The organism is Methylobacterium sp. Leaf111 (assembly GCF_001423285.1).
In the GTDB taxonomy this organism is placed as follows: Bacteria; Pseudomonadota; Alphaproteobacteria; order Rhizobiales; family Beijerinckiaceae; genus Methylobacterium.
On record NZ_LMNE01000006.1, the window covers coordinates 26,091 to 52,646 of the forward strand.

General features: G+C 73.0%; 29 protein-coding genes. 7 read left to right on the forward strand and 22 right to left on the reverse strand.

Annotated features, from left to right (window positions below):
* Positions 1 to 66: 66 nt before the first annotated feature.
* From phnN to phnG, 8 genes are read right to left on the reverse strand one after another with little or no spacing between them, the layout of a single operon-like run.
* Positions 67 to 603, reverse strand: a complete 537-nt coding sequence (gene phnN / locus ASF41_RS06735) for a phosphonate metabolism protein/1,5-bisphosphokinase (PRPP-forming) PhnN (RefSeq protein ID WP_056491850.1) — start codon at positions 601 to 603, stop codon at positions 67 to 69.
* Positions 603 to 1,745, reverse strand: coding sequence for an alpha-D-ribose 1-methylphosphonate 5-triphosphate diphosphatase (locus ASF41_RS06740; protein WP_056349907.1), 1,143 nt, complete (start codon positions 1,743 to 1,745; stop codon positions 603 to 605). The genes phnN and ASF41_RS06740 overlap by 1 nt, the downstream gene beginning before the upstream one ends.
* A 23-nt stretch (positions 1,746 to 1,768) precedes the next feature.
* Positions 1,769 to 2,476, reverse strand: a complete 708-nt coding sequence (phnL, locus tag ASF41_RS06745) for a phosphonate C-P lyase system protein PhnL (RefSeq protein WP_056379656.1) — start codon at positions 2,474 to 2,476, stop codon at positions 1,769 to 1,771.
* Positions 2,473 to 3,243, reverse strand: a complete 771-nt coding sequence (phnK, locus tag ASF41_RS06750; protein ID WP_056491854.1) for a phosphonate C-P lyase system protein PhnK — start codon at positions 3,241 to 3,243, stop codon at positions 2,473 to 2,475. Before phnK ends, phnL begins: the two co-directional genes overlap by 4 nt.
* Complete coding sequence (locus ASF41_RS06755; protein ID WP_056491857.1) at positions 3,243 to 4,187, reverse strand: alpha-D-ribose 1-methylphosphonate 5-phosphate C-P-lyase PhnJ; 945 nt, start codon at positions 4,185 to 4,187, stop codon at positions 3,243 to 3,245. The genes phnK and ASF41_RS06755 overlap by 1 nt, the downstream gene beginning before the upstream one ends.
* The gene (locus ASF41_RS06760; protein WP_056491860.1) at positions 4,184 to 5,323 is read right to left on the reverse strand and encodes a carbon-phosphorus lyase complex subunit PhnI; all 1,140 of its coding nucleotides are present in this window, start codon (positions 5,321 to 5,323) and stop codon (positions 4,184 to 4,186) included. Before ASF41_RS06760 ends, ASF41_RS06755 begins: the two co-directional genes overlap by 4 nt.
* The gene (gene phnH / locus ASF41_RS06765; RefSeq protein WP_056491863.1) at positions 5,314 to 5,976 is read right to left on the reverse strand and encodes a phosphonate C-P lyase system protein PhnH; all 663 of its coding nucleotides are present in this window, start codon (positions 5,974 to 5,976) and stop codon (positions 5,314 to 5,316) included. Before phnH ends, ASF41_RS06760 begins: the two co-directional genes overlap by 10 nt.
* The gene (gene phnG, locus ASF41_RS06770) at positions 5,976 to 6,419 is read right to left on the reverse strand and encodes a phosphonate C-P lyase system protein PhnG (RefSeq protein WP_280138132.1); all 444 of its coding nucleotides are present in this window, start codon (positions 6,417 to 6,419) and stop codon (positions 5,976 to 5,978) included. The genes phnH and phnG overlap by 1 nt, the downstream gene beginning before the upstream one ends.
* Positions 6,420 to 6,588: 169 nt before the next feature.
* Between phnG and phnF the strand changes: the two genes are divergently transcribed.
* From phnF to ASF41_RS06785, 3 genes are all read left to right on the forward strand, one after another.
* Positions 6,589 to 7,335: a phosphonate metabolism transcriptional regulator PhnF gene (phnF, locus tag ASF41_RS06775; RefSeq protein WP_056491869.1), complete on the forward strand. Its 747-nt coding sequence runs from the start codon at positions 6,589 to 6,591 to the stop codon at positions 7,333 to 7,335.
* 256 nt (positions 7,336 to 7,591) lie between these two features.
* On the forward strand, positions 7,592 to 9,544 hold the full coding sequence (locus ASF41_RS06780) for a YgiQ family radical SAM protein (RefSeq protein WP_156653232.1): 1,953 nt from the start codon (positions 7,592 to 7,594) through the stop codon (positions 9,542 to 9,544).
* Positions 9,545 to 9,609: 65 nt separating this feature from the next.
* On the forward strand, positions 9,610 to 10,125 hold the full coding sequence (locus ASF41_RS06785; RefSeq protein ID WP_056491876.1) for a DUF1993 family protein: 516 nt from the start codon (positions 9,610 to 9,612) through the stop codon (positions 10,123 to 10,125).
* 504 nt (positions 10,126 to 10,629) lie between these two features.
* Here the strand turns inward: ASF41_RS06785 and ASF41_RS06790 are convergent.
* From ASF41_RS06790 to ASF41_RS06820, 7 genes are all read right to left on the reverse strand, one after another.
* Complete coding sequence (locus tag ASF41_RS06790; protein WP_056277787.1) at positions 10,630 to 11,490, reverse strand: universal stress protein; 861 nt, start codon at positions 11,488 to 11,490, stop codon at positions 10,630 to 10,632.
* Between the two features lie 381 nt (positions 11,491 to 11,871).
* A complete protein-coding gene (phnE, locus tag ASF41_RS06795; protein ID WP_056349885.1) occupies positions 11,872 to 12,723 on the reverse strand; it encodes a phosphonate ABC transporter, permease protein PhnE in 852 nt (283 codons plus the stop codon).
* Positions 12,720 to 13,598 (reverse strand): phosphonate ABC transporter, permease protein PhnE, encoded by an 879-nt coding sequence (gene phnE, locus ASF41_RS06800; RefSeq protein WP_056491879.1) that lies wholly within the window; start codon positions 13,596 to 13,598, stop codon positions 12,720 to 12,722. The genes phnE (ASF41_RS06795) and phnE (ASF41_RS06800) overlap by 4 nt, the downstream gene beginning before the upstream one ends.
* 48 nt (positions 13,599 to 13,646) lie before the next feature.
* Positions 13,647 to 14,573, reverse strand: a complete 927-nt coding sequence (gene phnD / locus ASF41_RS06805; RefSeq protein WP_056491882.1) for a phosphonate ABC transporter substrate-binding protein — start codon at positions 14,571 to 14,573, stop codon at positions 13,647 to 13,649.
* 30 nt (positions 14,574 to 14,603) lie between these two features.
* The gene (gene phnC / locus ASF41_RS06810) at positions 14,604 to 15,398 is read right to left on the reverse strand and encodes a phosphonate ABC transporter ATP-binding protein (protein WP_056491885.1); all 795 of its coding nucleotides are present in this window, start codon (positions 15,396 to 15,398) and stop codon (positions 14,604 to 14,606) included.
* Between the two features lie 92 nt (positions 15,399 to 15,490).
* A complete protein-coding gene (locus ASF41_RS06815) occupies positions 15,491 to 16,120 on the reverse strand; it encodes a DapH/DapD/GlmU-related protein (RefSeq protein WP_056491888.1) in 630 nt (209 codons plus the stop codon).
* A 12-nt stretch (positions 16,121 to 16,132) separates the two neighbouring features.
* The gene (locus tag ASF41_RS06820; protein WP_056491891.1) at positions 16,133 to 16,798 is read right to left on the reverse strand and encodes a DUF1045 domain-containing protein; all 666 of its coding nucleotides are present in this window, start codon (positions 16,796 to 16,798) and stop codon (positions 16,133 to 16,135) included.
* A gap of 140 nt (positions 16,799 to 16,938) precedes the next feature.
* Here ASF41_RS06820 and ASF41_RS06825 point away from each other — a divergent pair, with 140 nt between their 5' ends.
* Positions 16,939 to 17,841, forward strand: coding sequence for a DUF3108 domain-containing protein (locus tag ASF41_RS06825; RefSeq protein ID WP_082504141.1), 903 nt, complete (start codon positions 16,939 to 16,941; stop codon positions 17,839 to 17,841).
* Between the two features lie 116 nt (positions 17,842 to 17,957).
* The gene (locus ASF41_RS06830) at positions 17,958 to 18,176 is read left to right on the forward strand and encodes a DUF2892 domain-containing protein (protein WP_056216439.1); all 219 of its coding nucleotides are present in this window, start codon (positions 17,958 to 17,960) and stop codon (positions 18,174 to 18,176) included.
* 110 nt (positions 18,177 to 18,286) lie between these two features.
* Here ASF41_RS06830 and ASF41_RS06835 read toward each other — a convergent pair whose 3' ends face one another.
* On the reverse strand, positions 18,287 to 18,553 hold the full coding sequence (locus ASF41_RS06835; protein WP_056185315.1) for a GlsB/YeaQ/YmgE family stress response membrane protein: 267 nt from the start codon (positions 18,551 to 18,553) through the stop codon (positions 18,287 to 18,289).
* Between the two features lie 322 nt (positions 18,554 to 18,875).
* On the opposite strand from ASF41_RS06835, the gene ASF41_RS06840 reads away from it, so the two are divergent.
* Positions 18,876 to 19,235: a RidA family protein gene (locus ASF41_RS06840; RefSeq protein WP_056216442.1), complete on the forward strand. Its 360-nt coding sequence runs from the start codon at positions 18,876 to 18,878 to the stop codon at positions 19,233 to 19,235.
* The gene (locus ASF41_RS06845; protein WP_056491894.1) at positions 19,232 to 20,374 is read left to right on the forward strand and encodes a polyamine ABC transporter substrate-binding protein; all 1,143 of its coding nucleotides are present in this window, start codon (positions 19,232 to 19,234) and stop codon (positions 20,372 to 20,374) included. The genes ASF41_RS06840 and ASF41_RS06845 overlap by 4 nt, the downstream gene beginning before the upstream one ends.
* Before the next feature lie 82 nt (positions 20,375 to 20,456).
* On the opposite strand, the gene ASF41_RS06850 is transcribed toward ASF41_RS06845, so the two are convergent.
* The 6 genes from ASF41_RS06850 to ASF41_RS25965 all read right to left on the reverse strand — a co-directional run.
* The gene (locus tag ASF41_RS06850; protein WP_056216446.1) at positions 20,457 to 21,827 is read right to left on the reverse strand and encodes a M23 family metallopeptidase; all 1,371 of its coding nucleotides are present in this window, start codon (positions 21,825 to 21,827) and stop codon (positions 20,457 to 20,459) included.
* 119 nt (positions 21,828 to 21,946) lie between these two features.
* Entirely contained in the window at positions 21,947 to 22,603 is a 657-nt protein-coding gene (locus ASF41_RS06855) for a protein-L-isoaspartate O-methyltransferase (RefSeq protein ID WP_156394180.1), read from the reverse strand.
* A 259-nt stretch (positions 22,604 to 22,862) separates the two neighbouring features.
* Positions 22,863 to 23,630, reverse strand: coding sequence for a 5'/3'-nucleotidase SurE (gene surE / locus ASF41_RS06860; RefSeq protein ID WP_056491897.1), 768 nt, complete (start codon positions 23,628 to 23,630; stop codon positions 22,863 to 22,865).
* Positions 23,630 to 24,913, reverse strand: a complete 1,284-nt coding sequence (gene serS, locus ASF41_RS06865) for a serine--tRNA ligase (RefSeq protein ID WP_056491900.1) — start codon at positions 24,911 to 24,913, stop codon at positions 23,630 to 23,632. Before serS ends, surE begins: the two co-directional genes overlap by 1 nt.
* An 81-nt stretch (positions 24,914 to 24,994) precedes the next feature.
* On the reverse strand, positions 24,995 to 25,954 hold the full coding sequence (locus ASF41_RS06870) for an outer-membrane lipoprotein carrier protein LolA (RefSeq protein ID WP_056216451.1): 960 nt from the start codon (positions 25,952 to 25,954) through the stop codon (positions 24,995 to 24,997).
* Between the two features lie 126 nt (positions 25,955 to 26,080).
* On the reverse strand, positions 26,081 to 26,556 hold a 476-nt coding region (locus ASF41_RS25965; protein ID WP_280138133.1), incomplete at its 5' end, for a DNA translocase FtsK.

A 26,556-nucleotide genomic window follows, 5' to 3' on the forward strand; every position in this document is an offset into this window, starting at 1 on the left:
GCGCGGTCCCGCCAGGGCCGCGCTCTTCTCGTTTGGACAGCGCCTTGACCCGCGATCGGCCGAGGCTCAGGCCGCCCGCTCCCGCAGGTGCGCGACCAGCACGGCGGCGGCGCTGTCCGGATCGCGATCGTTCCAGATCGTGCACTCGGCCGCGATCGGGACGACGCGGTCGAGGCGGGTGCGCAGGTCGCCGTCCTCGGGCCGGGCGCGGGCGGCGAGGCGCCGGGCCAGCACCTCGGGGGCCGCCGTGATGGCGACGACGCCGACCTGTGGCAGGGTCCGCCGCGCCTCCTCGACGATCCGGCGGGAAACGTTGCAGACCACCAGCCGTCCGGCCCGCGCCAGCTCCACGGCGTTGCCGGGAATCGCGTAGCCGAGACCGTGCGCCCGCCAGTGCAGGGCGAAGGCGCCGGCGGCGGCGCCTTCGGTGAAGGCCTCCTCCGTGAGGGCGACGTTGTCCTCGTGGGCCGAGGGTGCGCGGGTGATGAGGCGGCGCGGGAAGACGAAACGGGGATCACCGCCCAGCGCGTCCCGCGCCAGCCGCAGCAGGGTGTCCTTGCCGGCACCGCTCGGGCCGACCACGAGGGCGAAGCCGCCCGCCATCACACCACCCGCTCGCCGGCGCGCCACACCTGGCGCACCACCGGCACGCCCCGGGCGAGGCGGACGCGGACGAGGTCGGCGCGCAGGCCCGGCGCCAGCCGGCCGCGATCTGTCAGGCCGGTGGCGCGGGCGGGGTTCGCCGTCACGGTGGCGATGGCGTCCGGCAGGGTGATCCCGGGGACGCGCTCGGGCAGCCCGAAGGCCGCCATCAGCAGGCTCGCCGGCACGTAGTCCGAGGACAGGATGCTGAGGGTGCCGGCCTCCGCCAGGGTATGGGCCGCGACGTTGCCTGAATGCGAGCCGCCCCGGATCAGGTTGGGCGCCCCCATCATCACGGTGATGCCGGCCGCGTGCGAAGCCTCCGCCGCCTCCAGGGTGGTGGGGAACTCGGCGAGGACCACCGATTCCTCCCGCGACAGCGCGACATCGGCCAGGGTGGTGTCGTCGTGGCTGGCGAGGGGGATGCCGTGCGCGTGGGCGAGGGCCACCAGGGCGGGCCGGTTCACGGCGTTGAGGGCGCGGCCGTCGCGCATCTTGCGGGCGGTGCTGCGTTTTATCTCCTCGAGGGAGCGGCCGCCGCGCCCGGCATACACGTAGTACTTGTCGACGTCACGGAACTGGCGCTGGCCCGGCGTGTGGTCCATCAGCGACAGCAGGCCGATGGGGTAGCGCCCCGCGAAGGCGCGCACGGTCTCGACCACGTCGGGGGAGGGGATCTCGCAGCGCAGGTGCGTGCGGTGCTCGGCCCGGAACAGGCCGGCCTCCCCGGCCTCCGCCAGGGCGGCGGCGAGCAGGTCCAGCTCGGTGCCGAGGCCGCTGCCGTCCGGGTCGGTGCCGGCGCGCAGCGAGTCGAACACCGTGGTGATGCCCGACGCCGCGATCTGCGCATCGTAGGCCAGCACCGCCCCGAGGGGATGCCAGCGCACGCCGGGGCGCGGGGCGTAGTGGCTCTCCAGGTGGTCGGTGTGGAGCTCGACGAGGCCCGGAATGAGGGTGTCGCCGGCGCAGTCGAGGCCGCGCTCGGGGGCGCGACCGGTGCCGATCTCGGCGATGCGCCCGTCGGCCACGGCGAGCCAGCCGTCCTCGACCCGGTCGGGCAGGACCAGGCGGGCGTTCTCGAGGATCTGGACCCGGTCCGTCATGCTTGCCTGTTCCCGATCCCGAATCATGCCGCCAGCGCCCCGTGGAAGGCCGAGACGTCAACGATGCGCGTCGCCACCGCCTCGCGCACGTCCGCATCGTGGAAGATGCCGAGGATGGCGGTGCCGGCGGCCCGCTTCTCGGTGATGAGGTCCACCACCACGGCGCGGTTCCGCGCGTCGAGGGAGGCGGTGGGCTCGTCCAGGAGCAGGATGGGCCGGTCGGCGATGAGGCCGCGGGCGATGTTCACCCGCTGCTGCTCGCCCCCCGAGAAGGTTGCGGGCGGGAGGGCCCAGAGGCGCTCGGGCAGGTTGAGGCGGGCCAGGAGGTCGCCCGCCCGGGTCCGGGCCGCCGCGGGGGCGAGGCCGCCCTCGAGGCCGGCGGCCTCCACCACGGCGCGGGCGCCGACCCGGGGAATCACCCGCAGGAACTGCGAGACGTAGGACAGCGTGGTGCGGCGCAGCCCCAGGATCTCGCGCGGCGCGGCCGTGGCGAGGTCGACGATGCGGGCCCCGTCGCGGACCCGGATCGCCCCGGCGGCGCAGCGATAGTTGCCGTAGGCCATCTTCAGCAGAGAGGACTTGCCCGCGCCGGAGGCACCGCCGAGCACGACGCACTCGCCCGGACGGACCGCCAGGGTGGCGCCGGCGATGACGGGCAGCACGGCGCCGCCGCGCAGGTGCAGGGTGAAGCTCTTGGCCACGTCTTCGAAGGCGAGGAGGGGGGGCGTCATGCGGCGAGCACCGAGGAGACGAGGAGCTGGGTGTAGGCGGCCTGCGGATCGTCGAGGACCTGGTCGGTCAGGCCGGTCTCGATCACCCGGCCCGCCCGCATGACGAGGACGCGGTGCGAGAGCAGGCGCGCCACGGCCAGGTCGTGGGTGACGATGATGACCGCGAGGCCGAGCTCGGCCACCAGGCCCCGGATCAGGTCGAGGAGGCGGGCCTGGACCGAGACGTCGAGGCCCGAGGTCGGCTCGTCCATGAGGACGAGGCGGGGGGCGGTGACGAGGTTGCGGGCGATCTGCAGGCGCTGGCGCATGCCGCCGGAGAAGCGCGTCGGCGGGTCGTCGACCCGGTCGGGGGCGATCTCGACCCGGGCGAGCCAGTCGAGGGCGGTGGCGCGGATGCGGCCGTAATGGCGGTCGCCGATGCCCATCAGGCGCTCGCCGACATTGCCCCCGGCCGAGACCGCCATGCGCAGGCCCTGCGTCGCGTCCTGGCGCACGAACCCCCAATCCGTGCGCATGAGCGTGCGGCGCTCGACCGCGCTCAGCGTATCGAGGTCGCGCGTCGCGCCGTCGCGCAGGCGGTAGGCGACCGATCCGGCATCGGCCGCGACCTCGCCGGCGACGAGCGAGAGCAGGGTCGACTTGCCGGAGCCGGATTCGCCGACCACCGCCAGGACCTCGCCGGGGTCGAGGGTGAAGCCGATGCCGTCGCAGGCGAGGCGCCGGCCGTAGCGCTTGGTCAGGCCCTCGACGCTCAGGAGCGGGTCCATCACGCGGCCTCCCCGGTCTGGCCGTCGGCGCGGCGGGTCTCGCCAAGGCAGCTCTCGCCAAGGCGGCTCTCGCCAAGGCGGCTCTCGCAATGGTCGGTGTCCGAGCAGACGAACATCCGCCCGCCGGCATCGTCGAGGACGACCTCGTCGAGATAGACGCCCTCGGCGCCGCAGAGGGCGCAGGGGCGGTCGAAGCTCTGGACCCGGAAGGGGTGGTCCTCGAAGTCGAGGCTGCGCACCCGCGTGTAGGGCGGGATCGCGTAGATGCGCTTCTCGCGCCCAGCGCCGAAGAGCTGGAGGGCGGGGCAGTCGTCCATCTTGGGGTTGTCGAATTTCGGGGTCGGGGAGGGGTCCATCACGTAGCGGCCGGCCACCTCCACCGGATAGGCGTAGGTGGTGGCGATGTGGCCGTGGCGGGCGATGTCCTCGTAGAGCTTCACGTGCATGAGGCCGTACTCGGCCAGCGCGTGGAGCTGGCGCGTCTCGGTCTCGCGCGGTTCGAGGAAGCGCAGGGGCTCGGGGATCGGCACCTGGTAGACGAGGACCTGCCCCTCGACGAGCGGCGCCTCCGGGATGCGGTGGCGGGTCTGGATCACGCTGGCCTCGGCCGTGCGCGTCGTCGTGGCGATTCCCGCGGTGGCGGTGAAGAAGCGCCGGATCGAGACCGCGTTGGTGGTGTCGTCGGCGCCCTGGTCGATCACCTTGAGGACGTCGGCGGCGCCGAGGATCGCGGCGGTGACCTGCACGCCGCCGGTGCCCCAGCCGTAGGGCATCGGCATCTCGCGGGCGGCGAAGGGCACCTGGTAGCCCGGGATCGCGATGGCCTTGAGGATGGCCCGGCGGATCATCCGCTTCGTGCCCGCGTCGAGATAGGCGAAGCTGTAGCCGGGGCCGGCCGAGACGGGGGCGGCGGCGGGCGCCGCGGCGGGATTGGACGGGTTCATTCGGCGGCCTCCCGCAGCGGCGATTCGTCGGATTCGGGCGGAGGCGCCGCCGCCCGGGCGGCGTGCTCGGCGCGCAGGCGCCGCACCAGGTCGAGCTCGGCCTGGAAATCCACGTAGTGCGGCAGCTTCATGTGCTCGACGAAGCCCGTGGCCTGCAGGCTGTCGCAATGGGCCAGCACGAATTCCTGGTCCTGGGCCGGCACCGCCACGGCCTCGCCGAGTTCGGCGGCCCGGAGCGAGCGGTCGACCAGGGCCATGGCCATGGCCTTGCGCTCGCCCTGGCCGAAGACGAGGCCGTAGCCCCGGGTGAATTGCGGCGGCACCGCCCCGTGGCCGTGGAACTGGTTGATCATCTGGCACTCGGTCAGGTCCACCGTGCCGAGGCCGACCGGAAAGCCGAGTTCCTCCGGGGTGAATTCGAGGTCCACCGCCCCGACCCGGATCTCGCCGACGAAGGGGTGGGTGCGGCCGTAGCCGCGCTGCGTCGAGTAGCCGAGGGCGAGGAGGAAGCCCTCGTCGCCCCGGGCCAGCCCCTGGAGCCGCACCGCCCGGTCGACGGGGTAGTCCACCGGCTCGCGGGTGAGGTCGCCCACGGGGGCGCCCGCGTCCGGGGGCGAGGGTTCGAGCAGGCCGGCCTGCCCCAGGAGGTCGGTGACCCGCGGGCAGGCGGCGGCATCGGCCTCCGGCTCCGCCTCGGCGGCGGGATCGGGGGAGCGGTCTCGCGAATCCCCGTCGGCCAGGCCGAAATCCACGAGGCGGTGGGTGTAGTCGAAGGTCGGGCCGAGCACCTGCCCGCCGGGCAGGTCCTTGAAGGTGGCGGAGATGCGCCGCGCCAGGGTCATCGCGCCGGTGTCGACCGGCTCGGTGGCGCCGAAGCGCGGCAGGGTGGTGCGGTAGGCCCGCACCAGGAACACCGCTTCGACCACGTCGCCCCGGGCCTGCTTCAGGGCGAGGGCGGCCAGATCGGGATCGTAGAGGGAGCCCTCGGTCATCACCCGGTCGACGAGGAGGCGCATCTGCTCGCGGATCTGCGCCACGGTGAGCTCGGGCACGGCCGGGTCGCCGCGCCGGACCTCGGCCAGGAGGCGGTGGGCGTTGTCGATGGCGGCCTCGCCGCCCTTGACCGCTACGTACATGGCAGAGCCTCCGAACCCGGCGAAGCTTCGGCGCCGACGGGCCGGGCCGAGCGCGGCAGCCCGGCGAGGCGGCCCGGCGCCACGAACAGACAGTCGATCCCGAGCGGGAAGCCCGCATGGTTCGCGGCCCAGCGCGCGGCCCAGGCGGCGGGCAGGGGGCCGGCGTCGAGCCGCGCCGTGCCGCGGATGCCGGGTCCCGCGAAAACCTGCCCCGCGAAACCCGGCCCCGTGAAACCCGGCCCTGCCTCGTCGGAGAGGGTGTCGACGGCCAGGATCAGCGTGGCGGAGGCATCCGGGTAGGCGGGGGTGCCTGGCGCGAAATCCGTGAAGGGCGGGCAATGGGCCGGATCGGCGATCAGCGCGAAGGCGGCCTCTGCGGGGGCCGCGACCAGGGGCGCCCCGGTGTGGAAGCGCAGGAAGCCGGCGACCGCCGGGTCCGCCCGGAGCGGCGCATCGAGCCAGACCGGCGTGTCGGCGTCGGTCAGCGCCAGGGCCAGGGCCGCGAGCTCGGGAGTGAGGGGGGCGGGGGGCGCCAGGGCGGTGACCAGGGGGCGGATCCGCCCGGGCCGGCTCAGGGCCTCCATCGCGGCGCGGAAGACGGCCTGGCCTTCGTGGACGGGATCGGCGAAGCCGGGGGCGAGCCTGTGGGCCATCAATCCTCGCCCCGCGCCAGGGTGAAGAAGGTGACCCGGGTGGCCGCCGCCTTGCGGGCGGCCCGTTGCGCCGCCTCCGCCCGGTGGCCGGCGATCTCCGCCAGCGCCGCCTCGAGAGCGGGCCGCGCCTCCGGGCGCTGCCAGTGGGCATCCAGGATGGCGGCGAGGCGGGCGCGGGCCCGGTCGCGGCCGAGATGGTAGGCGAAGCCGGTCTCGCCCCCGGGCAGGCGCACCGCCGCCCGGGTCACCGTGGCCTCGCCGGCGTTGAAGGGCCGGCCGTCGCCGCCGATCCGCCCGCGGACCATGACGAGGCCCGTCTCGGGCGCCCGCAGGTCCTCCGCCTCGGGGGCGGCGCCGGCCCGCGCCAGGGCGGCCAGCAACTCGTCCGCGGAGGCTTGGCCGGCCCGCGCCATCGCCCGTTGGCGCGGGGCAAGGTCTGGCATCCCGGGCCCGGGTGGTGTTTGGCTGGCGCTCGGCATCGGTCGGTCTCCAAACCTGTCTATATGTGTAGACAAGTGGATGATCGGGCGCAAGGGCTTTCGAGGACACCGTGCATTTCGAGGACACCATGCCTTTCGAGGACACCATGCAGACGACGCACGCGAGCCACCCATGACCGAGGCGGGCGACAGCCGCGTGACGGCGCTCCAGCGCGGGGGCGGCCTCGCCGCCTGGCGGCAGATCGCGGACGCCCTGGCGGACGAGATCCGCGGCGGGACCCTGGCGGCCGGGGCGCAGCTGCCGGCCGAATCGGCGCTCGCCGCGCGCTTCGGCGTGAACCGGCACACGGTGCGCCGGGCGCTCGGCGTGCTCGCCGAGGGCGGGCTGGTGCGGACCACGCAGGGGCGGGGCAGCTTCGTGGAGCAGGGCCCGATCGCCTACCCGATCGGCCCGCGCACCCGCTTCTCCGAGATCGTCTCGCGCACCGGGCGCGAGGCCTGGGGCGACCTGATCGCGGCCGCCACCAACCCGGCGGATGCGGACTGGGCCGAGGCCCTGGGGATCGCCCCGGGCGCGCCGATCCTCGAACTCCTCACCGTGCACCGGGCCGACCGCGCCCCGATCTCGACGGCCCGGACCTGCCTGCCCCTGCCGCGCTTTACCGGTTTCGACGCCGCTTACGCCGCCAGCGGCTCGCTCACCCGGGCCTATGCGGGCTTCGGGGTGGCCGACTACACCCGGCTCTCCACCCGGATCGGTGCCCGCCCGGCCAGCCCCGAGGAGGCGGAGCGCCTGGACATCGCCCCCGGCCGCACCCTGATCGCCCTGTCCAGCGTGAACGTGGACGGCGCGGGCACCCGCATCCAGGCCACCCGCAGCCTCTTCGCCGCCGACCGGGTGGAACTGGTGGTGGAGTGAGGCGGGCTCCGATTCGGCCGGGGCGGGCGACGTGCTGGCAGTACGGGAAAGGCCAGGAGACGGACGAGGCGGACGGGCACGGCGTCGCGGCCGGTCCGATGTGGTCGCGGCACCCGGCCGCCGCGGGCTTCGTTGAGATCGCGGCCCGGGCGGGCTATGCACGGGCCCCATGGACCTCCAAGCTCCCGTGAGTCGCTCCGTGGCTCCCCTCGCCTGCACGCCGCCGCTGAACCGGACGGCGGCGCCGTTCCTGCCCATGAGCCGCGCCGAGATGGACCGGCTCGGGTGGGACGCCTGCGACATCGTCCTGGTGACGGGGGACGCCTACGTGGACCACCCGAGCTTCGGCATGGCCATCATCGGCCGGCTGCTCGAGGCGCAGGGCTTCCGGGTCGGCATCATCGCGCAGCCGGACTGGCAATCGGCGGAGCCGTTCAAGGCCCTGGGCCGGCCGACGCTGTTCTTCGGCGTCACCGGCGGCAACCTCGATTCGATGGTGAACCGCTACACGGCGGACCGGCGCCTGCGCAGCGACGACGCCTATACGGCCGGAGGCGAAGGCGGCGCCCGGCCGGACCGCTGCACCATCGTCTACACGCAGCGCTGCCGCGAGGCCTACAAGGACGTGCCGATCATCCTCGGCGGCATCGAGGCCTCGCTGCGCCGCATCGCCCATTACGATTACTGGTCCGACAAGGTGCGCCGCTCGATCCTGGCGGATGCCAAGGCCGACCTGCTCCTCTACGGCAATGCCGAGCGCGCCGTGGTCGAGGTGGCCAACCGCCTCGCGGCCGGCGAGGCCCCGCAGGATCTCCACTCCGTCCGGGGCGTCGCCCTGTTCCGCCGGGTGCCCGAGCCCTACACCGAGTTGCCCGCCGACGACCTCGATTCGGCCGACGAGGCCGCCAGCCGCCGCCCCGGCGAGACCGTGATCCGGCTCCCCGCCTACGACGAGGTCAAGGACGACAAGGAGGCCTATGCCCGCGCCTCGCGGGTGCTGCACCGGGAGGCCAATCCCGGCAACGCGCGCCCCCTCGTCCAGCGCCACGGCGACCGCGACCTGTGGCTGAACCCGCCGCCGATCCCGCTCTCCAGCGACGAGATGGATGCGGTCTACGACCTGCCCTACGCCCGCGCGCCCCATCCGTCCTACGGCGACGCCAAGATCCCCGCCTGGGACATGATCAAGTTCTCGGTGACGATCATGCGTGGCTGCTTCGGCGGCTGCACCTTCTGCTCCATCACCGAGCACGAGGGCCGCGTCATCCAGAACCGCTCGGAGGGTTCGATCCTGCGCGAGATCGAGCACATTCGCGACAAGACGCCGGGCTTCACGGGCGTGATCTCGGATGTCGGCGGGCCGACGGCGAACATGTACCGGATGGCCTGCAAGGACCCGAAGATCGAGGCGGCCTGCCGGCTGCCGTCCTGCGTCTTCCCCGACATCTGCCCGAACCTGAACACCTCGCACGACGACCTGATCCGGCTCTACCGCAAGGTCCGCGAGGTGGAGGGCGTCAAGAAGGTGATGGTCGCCTCCGGCGTGCGCTACGACCTCGCGGTCCGGAGCCCCGAATACGTCGAGGAGCTCGTGACCCACCACGTCGGCGGCCGTCTCAAGATCGCCCCCGAGCACACCGAGCGCGGCCCCCTCGACCTGATGATGAAGCCGGGCATCGGCACCTACGACCGCTTCAAGGAGATGTTCGACGCCGCCGCCCAGAAGGCCGGGAAGAAGTACTACCTGATCCCGTACTTCATCGCGGCCCATCCGGGCACGACCGACGCGGACATGCTCAACCTCGCCCTCTGGCTCAAGAAGAACGACTACCGCGCCGATCAGGTCCAGACCTTCCTGCCCTCGCCCATGGCGACGGCGACGACCATGTACCACACCGAGATCAACCCCCTGCAGGGCGTGCGGCGCGGCGGCAGCGAACCGGTCGACGCGATCAAGGGGCTGCGGCAGCGCCGGCTGCACAAGGCGTTCCTGCGCTATCACGACCCCGAGAACTGGCCCCTGCTGCGCGAGGCGCTGCGGGCGATGGGCCGGGCGGATCTCATCGGGCCGCGGCCGGACCAGCTGGTTCCGGTCTCGCAGCCGCCGGGAACGGGCTCCGGGGCGGGCAAGGGGCGGGGCCAGCCGCACCCCGCCCGCCATCCGGGCGCGCCGCGCTTCACCACGAAGGGCGTGCCGCTGCGGAAGTGACGGTCCCGCGCGCCATGTGCGCGGTCTCACCGCATCCGGGGCGACAGGTGCCCTACGTCCCCCGGATGAGCATCCCCATCCGCGACGTCAGCGTCCCGATCTTCGTCAACGCCCTGCGCAGCATGAGCGCGTGGCTCGACAAGGCGGCATCGGAACAGCCGGAGGCCGCGTTGATCGGCCGGCGACTGGCGCCGGACATGAAGCCCCTGCCGGCCCAGTATCAGATGGCCTCCGACAGCGCGAAGAACGCGGTGGCCCGGCTCGCCGGGATCGAGGCGCCCGCGATGCCCGACGTCGAGACGACCTTCGCCGAACTCCAGGCGCGCTGTGCCAGGACGATCGCCTTCGTCGAGGGCGTCGATCCGGCCGCCTTGAGCGCCGAGCGCGAGGTGGAGCTGAAATTCCCGAACGGCATGGGATACCGCTTCAGCGGGCAGGCGTATCTCACCGGCTTCGCGCTTCCGAACTTCTTCTTCCACGTCACCACCGCGTACGGCATCCTCCGCAGCGCCGGGGTGAGCCTCGGCAAGATCGACTACCTCCAGCATCTCGGCCCGCCGACCCTCCCCACGACGAAGTAGGCGCGCCAGGCGCCCGAACCCCGAAACCCGAGACCGGGCGCTCGTCGCCGGCCTGCCGGTGGACGCCGTGGCGGCCGATCCGCCCCCCGGCAGGACCCGGATCTTGACGGCCGGGCGGGATCAAGGCCGGGGCGCGCGGGACGAGCCAGGATGTCCCGGCCCGGGGACCGATTGCCCCCGGGCAGAGGATGGGATGCGGGCGGGCCGACGACGTCCCGAACTCACTCGACGAAGCCCCAGGCGGCGTCCCGCGCGCGCCGGTCGTCCTCGTCCATCGGGCGCATCCAATCATCCGGGCGAGGAGTTCGGCACGGATCTCGGCAGGCATCCCCGGCGACCGCCGGTGCGGCGGGCGGCGCAGGCCGGACCGGGGATGCCGGTTCCCCCGCGCGGCGCGGGCCGGGCCGGGGCGGATCGCCCGCCCGCGCTCCCCGTCCCGGGGTCCGACCGCCGACGTGTCGTCTCGGAATCGTCATGGAAGCCCTCCTCAATGGGCCAGGAATCTCAATGGGCCAGGAACAGCGCCGCCGGGCTGCCCCGAAGGAGCGCCCGGGTGACGCCGCCGAAGAAGAACTCCCGGATGGGGGAATGCCGGTAGGCGCCGGCCACGATCAGGTCGGCCCGGAGCATCCGCGCCCGGTCGCACAGCGTCTCCGCGATGCCGTCCGCCACCGGCAGGTCGACGACCGTGACGGCCACGCCGTGGCGCGCCAGATGGGGGGCGAACTCGGCGCCCGGCACGGCGGCATGGAGGTCCTCCGGGTCGGCGACGCAGACGATCTCCACCACCTCGGCCGCGCGCAGGAACGGCAGCGCGTCGTTGGCCGCCCGCGCCGCCTGCGCGCTGCCGTCCCAGGCCACGACGATCCGCTGAGCGGAGAAGGCCTCGATGCCCGGCGGCACGGCGATGACGGGGCGTCCGCTGATGAACAGGGCCTTCTCGACGATCTCGCGGTCGATGTCGTAGGTCCGGGAGCCCGCGTCGAGGACCGTCAGGTCGTGCAGGCGCGCCTGCCTCGCGAGCCGGCCCACGATCTCCGGGAAGGGCAGGCTCGGCGTCTCGACCGTGCAGATCACGCCCGCCTGCGCCGCATCCCCGGCCACGCGGTCCGCGACGGAGCGAGCCAGCGCATCGAGGCGCCGGTCGATGGCGGCCACGCCGTCGAGGTCGAACGCGCCGAGCCAGGCATCGTCGCCGGTCAGCCGCCACGAGGCCGACTGGACCGTCAGGTGGGCGCCCGCGGCTCTCGCGAGGGTCAGCCCGTAGCCGATGGCGGCGGAGGCCTCCGGGCGGTCGGATTCGATGGCGGTCCCGACGAGGATGTCGCGGATGGCAGAGAGCGGCGAAGGAACGGCCTGGGACATCGTTCGTCTCCCGATTGAGCCGCCCTCAGCCTCGGCCGGTTTCGAACGATCCGCCTTGATCCACCTCAAGTCATCGCGCAGGCCCGCTCCCGGCGAACGCGGCCGGGCGGGATTTCCACTGCGTGCCGCGAAGACGAGACGCACCACCACGGACCCGGGAAGGCCTGGGATGCGCGGGACAGCCCGCCCCTGCGATGACGTCCCGACCCGGGAGCTTTCCGGCAGGATGTCCCCGACGGCGCCCGCCCTTGGCGAGATGCGCCGATGCCTCGGACGTTCGCCCGGCGGCTCGATCCCCCATGCGGCGACCGGCCGGCCCGGGGCGGACGATCCGGGCCGCGTCAGACCCGATCCGCCCCATCTCGCCGCGGGACCGGCCGCCTAGCGCGCGGCCCCGCCGATCAGGGCCCGGCGCAGGCGTCCCGAGACGGCGTCGATGAGGGCCACGGTCACCAGGATCATCAGGATCAGGAAGGCGACCTGGCGCAGTTCGAGGACGCGGATCAGCTCGCTGAGATACTGGCCGATGCCGCCCGCGCCGACGATGCCGATGATGGTGGCCGAGCGGGTGTTCGATTCGAAGAAGTACAGCACCTGGCTGCCGAGCACCGGCAGCACCGCCGGGATCAGCCCGAAGCGGATGCGGTGCAGCGCGGTGCCGCCGGAGGCGGAGACGCCCTCGCCGGCCTTGGCGTCGGCGGTCTCCACCGCCTCGGAGAACAGCTTGCCCAGCGCCCCGACATCCGCGCACGCGATAGCGAGCGCCCCGGCGAAGGGGCCGAGCCCGACGACGTTGATCCAGATCAGGGCCCAGATCAGCACGTCGACGGAGCGCATCACGTCGAGGCCGCGCCGGACGGTGAAGTGCACGAAGGGGTTCGGCACCACGGTGCGGGCGGCCAGGAACGCCACCGGAAAGGCCACGAGCGCGGCCGTCAGTGTGCCGATGAAGGCGATGCCGAGGGTCTCGGCCAGCGCCTGGAGGAAGGCGAAGGCCCGGCCGCCGGTCTCGGGCGGCCACATCAGCAGGCTGAACTCGCCGAGGCGGCCGAGACCGGCCAGCAGGCGCGCGCCGGAGACATCGAGGCGCACCAGGGCGTAGGCCGCCAGGGCGGCGAGGCCGGCCAGCGCCAGGACCGCCAGGAGGCGCCCCCGCCAGGCCGGCCGGAAGCTGTCGGGAAAGCGCCGGCGCAGGGCGGCGATCTCGGCCGGGGTCGGGTCGGGGCCGGTCATCGCAGGCCCCCGAGCAGCCCGTGGCGCAGGCGCTCGGTGCCGAGGTCGATCGCCATCACGGTGAGGATGATCAGGACCAGGATGGCGCTGACGTCGGCGTAGTAGAAGTTGCGGATCGCCACGAGGAGCTCCTGCCCGATGCCGCCGGCGCCGACGAAGCCCATGACGCCGGCACCCCGCACGTTGATCTCGAAGCGCAGCAGCCCGTAGGAGACGAAGTTCGACAGCACCTGCGGCAGCACGGCGAAGCGCAGGGTCTCGATCCGCCCGGCCCCGGCGGCGGTGAGGCTCTCCACCGGCCGCATGTCGATGTTCTCGACGACCTCCGAGAACAGCTTGCCGAGCGCCCCCGTGCTGTGGATCGCCAGGGCCAGCACGCCCACCATCGGCCCGAGGCCGAAGGCGATGACGAAGAGCAGCGCGAACACGATCTCGGGCACGGTGCGGCAGAATTCGAGCCCGCGCCGCACCAGGATGCAGGCCGTCCGGCTGCCCGTCACGTTGGCGGCGGCGGAGAAGCACAGGAGGACGCCGCCGATCGCCCCCAGGAGGGTGCCGAGATAGGCCATCAGCAGCGTCTCCCCCAGGAGCCCGAGCCATTTCGGCCCGCCCCAGTACCATTCGGCCAGGTCCCCCGGCAGGTTCGCCCAGGTCAGGGGTGGCAGGATCTGGACGATGTAGTCGGTGAAGCGGCCGAGATGGGTCGCCAGCACCCAGGGGCGCACCTCCGCGGCCCAGGCGGCGAGCCCGGTGAGGACGACGAGCCCGGCGAGGCCCGCACAGGTCCGGCGCCGGGTCGCGGCGACGGCGGCGTCGTAGGCCCCCGCCAGGGCGGCGGCCCGGTCCGGGGGCAGGGGCGCGATCCGCTCAGGCATCGGTCGTCCCCGGCGCGCCCCCGCGCCCACGGCTCGTGACGGGTCCGGTCAAGATTTGCGGCGCTGGTCGTCGTTGAACTTCAGCATCTCGATGATCGGCTGGTAGTCCTTCAGGGTCACGGGGGTGAGGCCCTGGTCCTTGCCGTCCGAGAGCCAGTCGAAGGCCGCCTTGTCGGCCGTGGGCATCGCCACCAGGGCCTCGCGGATCTTCGCCTTGAGGGCGTCGGGCAGGCTCGACAGCATGGCGAAGGGGCCCTCGGGCAGGAAGTCGGACTTGAACACCACGCGGAAATCGGCCTGGCTCATCGGCGTGCCATCGGGCTTCTTCAGCATGCCCTTGGCGGCCATGCGGGTGACCATGGTGTCGGTGTCGGTGTTGTAGAGGTTGGCCGCCGCGTCCACGGTGCCCTGCACCAGGGCGAGGACCGCGTTCTCGTGGCTGCCGGCATAGACGGTCTTGCCGAAGACCGTGTCGACCGGGTAGCCGGCCTTGTTCAGGAAGAAGCGCGGCGCCTGGTTGCCGGAGGTGGAGTTCGGGTCGACCAGGGCCAGGTTCTTGCCCTTGAGGTCCTCGATCGTCTTGTAGGGGCTGTCGGCGCGCACGTAGACCACCGAATAGTAGCCCGAGGCGCCGGTGTTGTGGCGCTGGTTGACGATGGGCTCGACCTTGACGCCGGTCATCACCGCGCGGGCGAAGGAGGCGGGGCCGTAGAAGGCGAGCTGGGCGTTGCCGGCACGCTGGCTCTCGATCACGGCGGCGTAGTCGTTGGCGATGCGCAGCTTGACCGGCACCCCGAGGGCCTTCGACAGGTAGGCGGTCATCGGCGCGTAGCGATCGGTGGTGCCCGACGCGTTCTCGGCCGGGATCACCGCCAGGGTCAGCTCCGGATAGGCCGCACTCCAGTCCTGGGCGGCGGCGGGCGCGGCGAGGAGGGCGAGCGCGAGGGCTCCGGCGAGGGATCGGCGGGTCAGCATGGGAAACTCCCGGATGGAGGGTTTCAGGACTCAGGCGACGAGGGCGGCGGGGTAGGGCGCGCGGCGCGCGGGCGCGTCCATGACCTCGCCCGCCTCCAGCCCGTAGAGCTGGCGGGCGACGTCCTCGGTGAGGTCGGCGGGGGAGCCGTCGAACACGAGGCGGCCGTCGGCGAGGCCGACGAGGCGGTCGCAATAGGTGCGGGCCAGATCCAGGGAATGCAGGTTGCACAGGACCGTGATGCCGTGGCGCCGGTTGGCCTCGGCCAGGGCGTCCATGACGATGCGGGTGTTGCGCGGGTCGAGGGAGGCCACGGGCTCGTCGGCCAGGATCAGGTCGGGGGCCTGCATCATCGCCCGCGCGATGGCGACGCGCTGCTGCTGGCCGCCGGAGAGCTGGTCGGCCCGGTGCCCGGCGAAGTCGCCCATGCCGAAGCCGTCGAGGGCGGCCAGGGCCAGGGCGCGCTCGCGCTCGGACCAGAGCTTGAGCAGCGCGCGGTGACGGGGCACCTCCGAGAGCCGGCCCATCAGGACGTTGCTGAGCACGTCGAGGCGGCCGACGAGGTGGAACTGCTGGAAGATCATGGCGCAGCGCGCCCGCCAGCGCCGCAGGTCGCGCCCGCGCAGGGCCGTGACGTCGAGGCCGTCGAACAGGATGCGGCCGCCCGTCGGCTCGGCGAGGCGGTTGATCATCCGCAGCAGGGTCGACTTGCCGGCGCCCGAGCGCCCGATCACGCCGACGAAGCGGCCGCGGGGGATGGCGAGGGAGACGCGCTCCACGGCGCGGCGGTCGCCGTAACGGCGCGTCAGATCTTCGAGGATCAGCATGCGGGTATCCGGCGCTTCACGATGAACGCCGGTAAACCCGCGGGGCACGACAGGATCATGACAGTTGTTCGGCTAATCGAGAGCCGGAAGTCTCAGGCCTCTGCTTCGTAGCGCTCCAGGAACGCGTCGATCGACAGGGCGCGGAAGTCCGGCAGGGCGCGGCGCAGGCGGGCGTGGTCCCAATCCCACCAGGCCAGGGCCAGCAGGCGCTCGGCGATCGCCTCGGGGAAGCGGCGGCGCACGACCCGGCCCGGATTGCCGACCACGACGGTGTAGGGCGCGACATCCCGCGTCACGATCGTGCCGGCGCCCACCACCGCCCCGGTGCCGATGGTGCGCCCGGCCAGGATGACGGCGCCGTGGCCGATCCAGACGTCGTGGCCGATGCGGACGGGCAGGGCCCGGCGCCGGGCGAAGAAGGCGGGCTCGTCCCGCTCCTCCCCCGGCCAGTAGGCGCCGGCCCGGTAGGTGACGTGGGATTGCGAGGCCCGCTCCATCGGGTGGTTGCCGGGGTTGATCCGCACGTGGGAGGCGATGGAGCAGAACTTGCCGATGGTGGTGTGGTTCGCCTGCCCGTCCTCGACGATGTACGTGTAATCGTCGAGATGCGTCTCGCTGAGGCGCGTGCGCGCGCCGACCTCGGTGTAGCGGCCGAGGCGGCACGCCGAGAGCTCGGCGGTCGGGTGGACGGCCGGTTCGAGGCCGAGGCGATCGGAGACCATCGGGCGATCCTGTCAGGCGAGGAAGGGAAGGCGGCGCAGGAGGCGGAACGGGCCCGCGCCGTCCTGGACGACCACGCTCACCGCATCGACCGTCAGGTCGGGCAGGCCCGCGGCGGCGGCGGCCAGCAGGGGCAGGGCGGTCGCCCCGTCCTCCGGCCCGAGGGGGCCGGTGAGCGTCATGTGGAAGCGGAAGGCCTCGAAGACGTGCGGATAGCCCCAGCGCTCCAGCAGCGCCCGGCCGCGGGGATCGAGGCGCTCGGGGCGGCGGCGGGCCCGCTCGGCGGGCGTGAGGGGCGCGCGCAGGGGATCGAGGGCCGCGACGCACTCGGCGGCGAGGAGGCCGAGGGCGGCCGGGGGGGCAACCGGCACCAGGGCGGCGAAGGCCCCGAGGGCGGCGACCCGCAGGGGGCCGACGGGCAGGGGGCTCCGGTGCGCGGCCAGGGCCTCGGCCGCCGCGAGGAGATCGGCCTCGGTGGCGCCGGGGGCGAGGCGCATCGGCGCCTTCAGGGTGGCGTGGAAGCCGTAGGTGCGCGGCTCGGCGGTGTGGGCGGCCAGGATCGCCCGGAGCGCCTCCGGGCCGGGCGCCGGGCCGGGACCGAGGATCGCCTCGCCGAAGGCGTCCAGGGCCGAGCCGGGGGCGGGCGTGAAGTAGAGGGCGTATCGGGCGGGTCGGTCCAACGGGGTCGTGTCCTGGCGGCACGCGAGGGGCGGGGTGGGCCGCACGGGGTGCGCCCGCGCGCGAGGTGCCGAAGCGCGCATACCACGGGCGCCCGACGCCGATATGACAGGCTGGGCGCCGTCCGAGGCGCGATGAGGCGATGGCCGTGTCCGCGCGCAGGCACAGACAGATCCGGACCCTGACTCCGCCCTCCCTTGCCGTGGCGGTCGCCCTGCTAGTGGCCGGCGGGGCCGGCGCGCAGGCCGCGGGGGAGGCGCCCACGCGCCGCTTCACGGCCGCCTACGGCCTGAGCTTCCTGAACCTGCCGGCGGGCGAGGCGAGCCTCGCGGTCGAGCGGGCGGACGCGCGCTACGCCCTCGAGCTCGAGGCGGGCCTGCGCGGCCTCGCCGGCTTCTTCTTCGACGGGGCCGGCAAGGCCACCGTCGCGGGGTCGACGAATCGCGCCGGCGCGGTCACCGCCACCTTCCGGATCGACAGCCGCTACGGCGGCAAGCCGATCGCGGTGGAACTCGACCTCGCCGGCGGGCGCGTGCGCAGCGCCAGCGTCGCGCCGCCCCCGACCCCGCGCGACGACCGGGTCCCGGTGGCGCCGGAGGACAGGGTCGGCGTGGTCGACCCCCTGACCATGCTGACGATTCCCCTCGGGACCGCTCCCCTGGACCCCGGCCTGTGCGACCGGCGCATCCCGGTCTTCGACGGGGCGAGCCGGGCCGACCTCGTGCTGTCGCGGGGCAGCCTCGCCACGGTGACGGAGGGCGCCTATCGCGGCCCCGCCCTCGACTGCCGGGTCCGGTGGGTGCCGATCTCCGGGCACCGCTCCGGCGGGAGCAACGTCCGCCGCATGGCCGCCAACGACGACATGCGGGTGCGCTTCGCCCCGATCCTCGACGGGGCGCTGCTGCTGCCGCTGTCGATCACGGTCGCCACCGGCTGGGGCTCGGTGCGCATCGAGGCGACCCGCTGGGGCGGGGCGCCGCCGGCCGGCCCGGACGCCCCGGCGGCGAGGCCCGGCGTGACCGTGCGGCTGCCCAACGCCCGCTAGCTGGGGCGTGGCTGGGACCGGGCCCGGCGACGACCTCGTGCCGCCCCGCACGCCGGCGGTGGAACGCCCGTTCCCCCGCCGCGTTCGCCCCGCGACGCAGCACAGGAGACGCCAGCATGGCCAATGCGATGATCCACGACATCTTCAGCGGCACCCCGAACCTCACCACCACGGAGCGCGCCGTCTCGGTGGTGCTCGGCCTCGGCATCGCCGCCGCCGCCGCGCAGCCGCGCCCGAACAAGTGGCTCAGCCTCGCGGCCCTCGTGGTCGGCGCCGGCCTCGCCATCCGCGGCGCCACCGGCCACTGCGCCGTCAAGGCCGCCACCGAGGCCTGACCGGCCCCGCGCCCGGTGCCCACGGCATCGGGCGGATCGCGACCGGACACGAAAAAGGGGCGCCTCGGTGAGGCGCCCCATCTCGTTTCGGGCTTCGGACGTCGCTGGCCTTACAGCGTGGTGGTCGAGCGGCGGCCCTGGATGAAGCCGTAGATCGCCAGCACGACGATGGCGCCGACGACGGCGCCGATCAGGCCCGCGCCCTGGTTCGGACCGTACCAGCCCAGCGCCTGGCCGAGGAAGGTGGCGACGAAGGCGCCGACGATGCCGAGGATCGTGGTCAGGATGAAGCCGCCGGGCTCGTTGCTGCCCGGCATGATGAACTTGGCGATGACACCGGCCAGAAAGCCGATGATGATGGTCCAGATGATACCCATGAGCTGATCCTCGAACTTGGCCGAACCCTCTGGGTCGGACGTCACTGGCGGCAGGGGCCGGCTTTCGAGCCTTGGCCTTGGCGCATGGGGTGAGAACGCCGCACCCGCGGGATGAGTTGCGCCGCACGACGGGACTTTGTCACGTGGACGGAAACGCCGATCCGGCGCGCCCGGTTCGCCGCGCGCGCCGGGCGCGGGGGGCCTTTACGTTCGGGTCCCCGACGCGGCACAACGCTTGCCCCGAGCCGGGATGCCAAGGGGGCATTCCAGGGGTGCCCAGCGGCATCCCGCGGCCGACACGCGAGAGGCACGTATCCCCGCCATGACGATCCAGCGCTTCGAATCCGGTCCCCGCATGAGCCAGGCCGTCACCTACGGCGACATGGTCTTCCTCGCGGGCCAGGTGGCCGGCACGGTGGTGGGCGCCGGCGTCACCGCGCAGACCCAGGAGATCCTGGGCGAGATCGACCGCCTGCTGGCGGCCGCCGGCACCGACAAGAGCCGCATCCTCACCGCCACCATCTACCTGGCCGACATCGCCACCTTCGCGGAGATGAACGCCGCCTGGGACGCCTGGGTGGCGAAGGACAACCCGCCGGCCCGCGCCACGGTGGAGGCCAAGCTCGCCGCCCCCGAATACCTTGTCGAGATCGTGGTCGTGGCCGCGAAAGGACAGGCATGAGCCGAGCCGGCACCCGCCGCGCGCTCCTGTCCGGGGGGCTGGTCGCCGGGGCGCTCGCCGCCCTGGCGCCCGGCCTGCCGGGGGCCCGGGCGCAGACGCCCGCGCCGCAGGGCGAGCGCGTGGTCAACATCTACAACTGGTCGGACTACATCGACCCGAAGGTGCTCGACGCCTTCACCCGGGAGACCGGGATCAAGGTCGTGTACGACACCTACGACAACAACGAGATCCTCGAGACCAAGCTGCTGGCCGGGCGCTCGGGCTACGACGTGGTGGCCCCTTCCGGGCCGTTCCTGCAGCGGCTGATCCGGGCGGGCGTGTTCCAGCCCCTCGACAAGGCCCGGATCCCCAACCTCGTCCATGCCTGGCCCGAGATCGCCGCGCGGCTCGCCACCTACGACCCCGGCAACACCTACGCCGTGGACTACATGTGGGGCACCACCGGCATCGGCGTGAACCTCGCCCAGGTGCGCGAGCGCCTGGGGGCGAACCAGCCCCTCAACAGCTGGGGCCTCGTCCTCAATCCGGGCCTGATGGCCAAGCTCAAGGATTGCGGGGTGATGCTGCTCGATTCCCCCGAGGACCTGATCCCGAACCTGCTGCCGTTCTACGGCTTCAAGCCGGATTCCAAGCGCTGGGACGACATCACCCAGGTCACCGACGCCCTGTTCAAGGTCCGCGGCTCGGTGCGCAAGTTCCACTCCTCGGAATACATCAACGGGCTGGCCAACGGCGACCTCTGCCTGGCGGTCGGCTATTCCGGCGACATCATGCAGGCGCGCAAGCGGGCCGAGGAGGCCAAGAACGGGGTCGAGATCGGCTATGTCATCCCCCGCGAGGGCGCGCTGATGTGGTTCGACGCCCTCGCGATCCCGAAGGACGCCCCCCATCCCGCCGAGGCCCACCGCTTCCTCGACTACCTGATGCGGCCCGAGGTGGCGGCGGCCAACACCAACTTCGTCTCCTACGCCAGCGGCAACGCGGCGGCCCGGAAGTTCGTCAAGCCCGAGATCCTGGCCAATCCCGGCATCTACCCGGACGAGGCGACGATGCAGCGCCTCGCCAGCAACACCGCCTGGGACGACCGCACCCAGCGCTTCGTCACCCGGAGCTGGACCCGGGTGCGCACCGGCCGCTGAGGCCGTCGCCGACCGGACCCCCAAACGAGAACGGCGGCCCCGAGGGACCGCCGTTTCGTGTTTCGGCGCGAGCGCCCGACGATCAGTTGCTGGCGAGGTGGGGCATCGGGTCGACCGGGGTCGCGCCCTTGCGGATCTCGAAGTGGAGCTGGGGCGAGGTCACGTTGCCGGAGGCGCCGGACTTCGCGATGGTCTGGCCGCGCTTCACCTTCTCGCCGGGGCGCACGTCGAGCTCGCCGTTATGGGCGTAGGCCGAGACGTAACCGTTGGAGTGGCGCACCAGGACGAGCTTGCCGTAGCCCTTCACGTCGGAGCCCGCATAGGCCACGGTGCCGTCCTCGGCGGCCTTCACCGCGGTGCCCTCGGGCACCGAGATGTTGATGCCCTCGTTGCCGGAGGTGCCGTAGCCCGAGATCACCCGGCCCTTGGCGGGCCAGCGGAAGGACTGCTCGGAGGCGGCGACCGACCCGGTGCTGGCCGGCTCGGCCTTGGGCGCCTCGACCGCGGCGACCTTCACGGGCGCCTTGGCGGCCTCCTTGGCGGCGGCCTCCGCGGCCTTCGCCTCGGCGACCTTGCGGGCGGCCTCCTTGGCGGCGTCGGCCTTGGCCAGCTTGGCCGCCTCGGCCTCGGCCGTCTTGCGGGCCGCCTCGGCCTTCTTGGCCGCGTCCTTGGCCGCGTCCGCCTTCGCCTCGGCCTTCACCTCGGCCTTGGCTTCCTTGATCTCGATCTTGCGGACCGCCTTGTCCTCGGCCTTGGCGACGGCCTGACCGGGACGGGGATGGGCCTTGCGGGCCTCGGCCGCCTTGGTCTCGGCGAGCTTGGCGGCGGCCGCCGCCTTCTCCGAGGCCTTGCGGGTCTCGGAGGCCTTCGCAGCCTCCACGACCTTGCGGGCTTCGGCGAGCTTGGCGGCCTCGGCCTGGCGCTTGGCCTCGACCTTGGCCTCGGCGGCCTCGCGGGCCTCCGCCTCGCGGCGGGCGTCGGCGGCACGCTTCTCGGCGGCCCGGTCGATCACCTTCGGGGCCGGCGCGGCGGGCACCGCGCGGGTGCTCATGCGGGCCGCATCGGGATTCATGCCCGAGACCGCCGAACCCGTCATGCCGCCCGAGACCGGCTCGGTGGAGGCGAGACGCGTGGTCTGGGGCCGGGCCGGGGCGGGGGCCGCCGCCATCGGGCGGGGCGACATGGCCGCCGGCGAGGAAGCCGCGCCCGGGGCCCCGAGGGCCTGGGACTGGATGCGGCTGGTGCGCACCACCGGCGCCGGGGCGATCTCGCCGTCGGGCAGGCTGCCCGTCGCGGCGGGCTCGCTCGACAGGTTCGAGGCAAATGGATTGCCGAAGGGATCGCCCAACCGGGACGCATCCGAAGAACAGGCGGCCGCACCGCCTCCAATCACGCCGATGAGCGCGAAACGCGACAGCGTCCTCAACCCTCGACCAGTCCCGCGAACCCGCATCGACGCACCTGTTTGCCTGACGCAACTTGATGACGTCATTCAAACCCGATTCAGGTTAAGCAACCGTTCCGATTCACCACGTTCGCGGCACGGACGGGGCTCCGCCGGAACCTTTCGCGCTACAGGACGCCGGCGCGCCCCGGGGTGAGCGGCGCCAGCCGGACGGCCGCGCCGGGGCGCACGTCCAGGGCGCCGTCCGGTCCCCGCGTCCAGGTGACGAGGCCCGCCGCCTCGGGCCGGCCGACCGGGGCGACGAGGCGGCCGCCGGGGCCGAGCAGGTCGCCGAAGTGCCCAGGAATCGCCGGAACCGTCCCGTTGAGGAGGATGCGGTCGAAGGGCTCCGCCCCCCGCAGGGTCGCCGGGTGCAGCCCGTCCCCGATGGTGATCGTGGCGAGCGGCCGGTCCTCCGGCACGAGGTTGTCGCGGGCCTCGTCCGCCAGGGTGGCGTAGCGCTCGAGGCTGCGGACATGGGCGGCGCCCAGCCGCAGCAGCAGGGCGGTGACGTAGCCCGAGCCGGTGCCGATCTCGAGGATGCGGGCGCCCGGGCGCAGGCCCAGGGCCTTCAGCATCGCCGCCACCGTGGTCGGCGCCGTCATGGTCTGCCCGCAGGCCAGGGGCAGGGCGAGGTCGCGCCGGGCGAGGTCGCGGTGCCGGGCCGGGGCGAAGCGCTCGCGCGGCACCCGCTCCATCGCCCGCAGGGTGTCGGTGTCGCGCACGCCGCGGCCCCGCAGGGCCATGACGAAGGCGGCATCCTCGATCGAGCCCTCGTGCATCATGGCTGATTCTCGAAGAAGGCCCATTGTCTCTGGGTGTGTGCCGCAGGGGGGACGGCTTGTCCCGGGCGCGGCTGCTCAGAGTTGCGGCTCGGATTCGAATGGAACGCGTTCCCCTCCCCCCTGCGGGGAGGGGGCAGGGGTGGGGGTCGCTCCGCTGGCCTCAGTCGGTCGCGGGTCACCCAGCCACCCCCACCTCCCACGCCTCCCACGCCTCCCCACAAGGGGGAGGAGGGCCGCATCGGGCTGAGCAAAACGATTGCTAAACCTCCGAAAAACCCTGCGCGAAGCGCGTCAGGCTCGGCTCGTCGGTGAGGTCGAGGCGCAGCGGCGTGACCGAGATGCGCTTCTCCGCGATGGCCTTGAGGTCGGTGCCGTGGCCGGGCTGGAACGTCGCCTTGGCGAAGGCGAGCCAGAAATAGGGATTGCCGCGCCCGTCCTGGCGCGCATCGATCTGGAGCAGGGCCTGGTTGCGGAAGCCCTGCGCCGTCACCGCCGTGCCCAGGACCTCCCCGGGCTCGCAATCGGGGAAGTTCACGTTGACGACGATGCCGGGCTCGATGCCGATGTCGAGGATCTTGCGGACGACCCCGGGGCCGTGCTCGGCGGCGCACTGCCACTTGATGGCGCCGCGCCCGCCGGCCCCGTAGGCCTGGCTCAGCGCGATCGATTTCACGTTGAGGATCGTCCCCTCCATGGCCGCCGCGATGGTGCCCGAATAGGTCACGTCCTCGGCGACGTTCTGGCCGCGGTTGACGCCCGAGAGCACCAGGTCGGGCCCGTGGTCCTTGAGGATGTGGCGCACGCCCATGATCACGCAATCGGACGGCGTGCCCTTCACGGCGAAGCGCTTCTCGGCGACTTGGCGCAGACGCAGGGGGTCGTTCAGCGAGAGGGAATGCGAGACGCCGGACTGGTCGGTCTCCGGCGCCACCACCCAGACGTCGTCCGAGAGGGCCCGGGCGATCCCCTCCAGGGTCTCGAGCCCCGGCGCGTGGATGCCGTCGTCGTTGGTGACGAGAATGCGCATCAGCTCTTGAACCCCTCGATCCGGTCGATCCCGCCCATATAGGCCTTCAGCACCGACGGCACCGTGACGCTGCCATCCGGGTTCTGGTAGTTCTCCATGACGGCGATGAGCGCGCGGCCCACGGCCACGCCGGACCCGTTGAGGGTGTGGACGAAATTCACCGCCTTGCCATCCCGGGCGCGGACGCGCGCGTTCATCCGCCGCGCCTGGAAGTCGCCGCAGACCGAGCAGGACGAGATCTCGCGGAACGTCTCCTGGCCCGGCATCCAGACCTCGATGTCGTAGGTCTTCTGGGAGGCGAAGCCCATGTCGCCGGTACACAGCGTCATGATCCGGTAGGGCAGGTCGAGCTTCTTCAAGACCGCCTCGGCCGAGCCCAGCATGCGCTCGTGCTCCGCGGCCGACTGCTCCGGATGGGTGATCGAGACGAGCTCGACCTTGTTGAACTGGTGCTGGCGCAGCATGCCGCGGGTGTCCCGCCCCGCCGAGCCGGCCTCGGCCCGGAAGCACGGGGTGAGGGCGGTGAAGCGCAGGGGAAGCTCTTCCTCGCGCAGGATGCTCTCGCGCACGAGGTTGGTGAGGGGGACTTCCGCCGTGGGGATGAGCCAGTGCTCGCCCGCCTGGAACTGGTCGTCCCGGAACTTCGGCAGCTGCGCCGTGCCGAACATCGCCTCGTCGCGGACCAGGATGGGCGGCGCCACCTCGGTGTAGCCGTGCTCGCCGGTATGCAGATCGAGCATGAACTGGCCGAGCGCCCGCTCCATACGGGCGAGCTGGCCCTTGAGCACCACGAAGCGGGCGCCGGACATCCGGGACGCGGCCTCGAAATCCATCAGGCCCGAGGCCTCGCCGATCTCGAAATGCTGCTTTCCGGTGGCGAGCTGGGGCCGGTGCGCCGCGAAGCGCCGGTACTCGACGTTGCCGTGCTCGTCGGCGCCCTCGGGCACGTCCGGGTTCGGGCGGTTCGGGATCGCGGCGAGGCGCGCGTCGAGGGTCGTCGCCGCCTCCGCCTGCGCGGCTTCCAGCGCCGGAGCCTCGTCCTTCAGATGGGCGACCTCGGCCATGAGCGCTTGCGCCCGGGCCTCGTCCTTGGCCTTCTTGGCGCCGCCGATCTCCTTGGCCAAAGCGTTGCGGCGCTCCTGGTTGCCTTGCGCGGCCGAGATCGCGGACTTGCGCGCGTCGTCCAGGGCGATCAGCTCGGCGGCGAGCGGCGCCAGCCCGCGGCGGCGCAGGGCCTCGTCGAAGGCGTCCGGGTTCTCGCGGATGGCGCGGATGTCGTGCATGGGCTCGGCTCGTACGATGCGAGCCCGACGCTTAGCCGCATCGGCCCCGGCCCGACAAGCGCGGCCGGGTGATCCGCCCCGCTACTGCGCCCGGATCTGGCGCTCGGCCGCCTTGTCCTCGGCGCGCCCGTAATTGATGAAGAACAGGTTCCCCTCCACGGGGCGCCCCTTCTGCAGGTTCGTGAGCTGCACCGTGGTCTGGTAGCCCTGCGGATCGGTGATCCGCCACTGGCTGAGGGTCTTCACCTCGGCGTCGAAGAAGAGCTGGATCTTCGAGGTGCCGCCCAGCGTCGAGCGGTCCTCCAGGGCGATGCGCAGGCCGCCCGGATCGTTGGCCACGTCGGTGACGGAGAGATCGCGGGCGAGGTCGATCTTGTCGCGCAGCAGGAATTTCAGGGGCGTCTGCGAGATGAAGTAGAGGTCCTGGGTGCCGAGCTTGCGGTCCTTGACCGCCACCGAGGTCCCGTCGGCCACGATCTCGAGAGGGGAGGGCTGGTCGTAGTCGAAGCGCAGGCGGCCGGGCTTGGCCAGCGTCAGCTTGCCGCCGATCCGGCGCCCGTCCGGGCCGATCTGGACGAAGCTGCCGGTGAGCGTGGTCATGCCGTTGAAGTAGGCGTTGGCCTGCGCGATCACGGTGGCGTCGTCCGCCTCGACCGCGACGGCGGCCGCTGCGGGCGCGCCCACGGCCGCGACCTTGGCGGCCTTTCCGTCGGCGACCTTGCCGTCGGCGGCCTTCCCATCGGCAGCCTTCGGATCCGCGGCCTTGGCCTCGCCCCTGGGGGCTTTCGCCTCGCCCTTGGCCGCCTTGTCGGACGGCTTCGTGGTCTTCGGCGCCTGGGCGACGGGCTTCTTCGGAGCGGCGGCCGGGGGCGCGGCCTCCGGGGCGGGCTCCGGCTCGGGGGCCGGGGCCGGCTGCTCCTTGCGGCCGAACAGGCCGTCGAGGAACGAGGAGACCTGGGCGGAGGCCGGCTGCGGCAGGGCGAGGCCCGCCGCCAGGACGAGCAGCGGACCGGCGGCGAGGCGGTGACGGCGGCCGATCATCGGGACGCTCCCTTGAGGCGATGCGTAGGCGTGCGGATCGAGTGCGGGTGGTGCCCGCTTAGAAGCCCGCCCTGTGGCGAATATGCGACGGGTGGGACGGCCACCGCCCCACCCGCGCCATCCGGCTCAGTCGTCGTAATCCATCATGCCGGAGGCGGCGTGGCCGCCCTCCATCAGGATCTCGCGCTTGCCGGCATGGTTGGCCGGGCCGACGATGCCCTCGATCTCCATCCGCTCCATGATGGAGGCGGCGCGGTTGTAGCCGATCTGCAGGCGGCGCTGGATGTAGCTCGTCGAGGCCTTGCGGTCGCGCATCACCACCTGCACCGCCTGGTCGTAGAGCTCGGCGCCGGGATCGATGCCGCCGCTGCCCGCATAGGCGCCGGCGTCGAAGATCGGGGCGTCGCTGTCCTCGATCTCGGCCGCCTGGGCCTTCTCGGCCCGGTCGGCCTTGTCCGCCTTCGCGCCCTTGGCGGGCTTCTCGTCGCCGCTGCCGTCGTCGGCCGTGACGGCCTCGAGGTAGGAGGGTCGGCCCTGGCGCTTGAGGTGGGCGACCACGCTCTCGACCTCCGCATCCGAGCAGAACGGCCCGTGCACGCGCG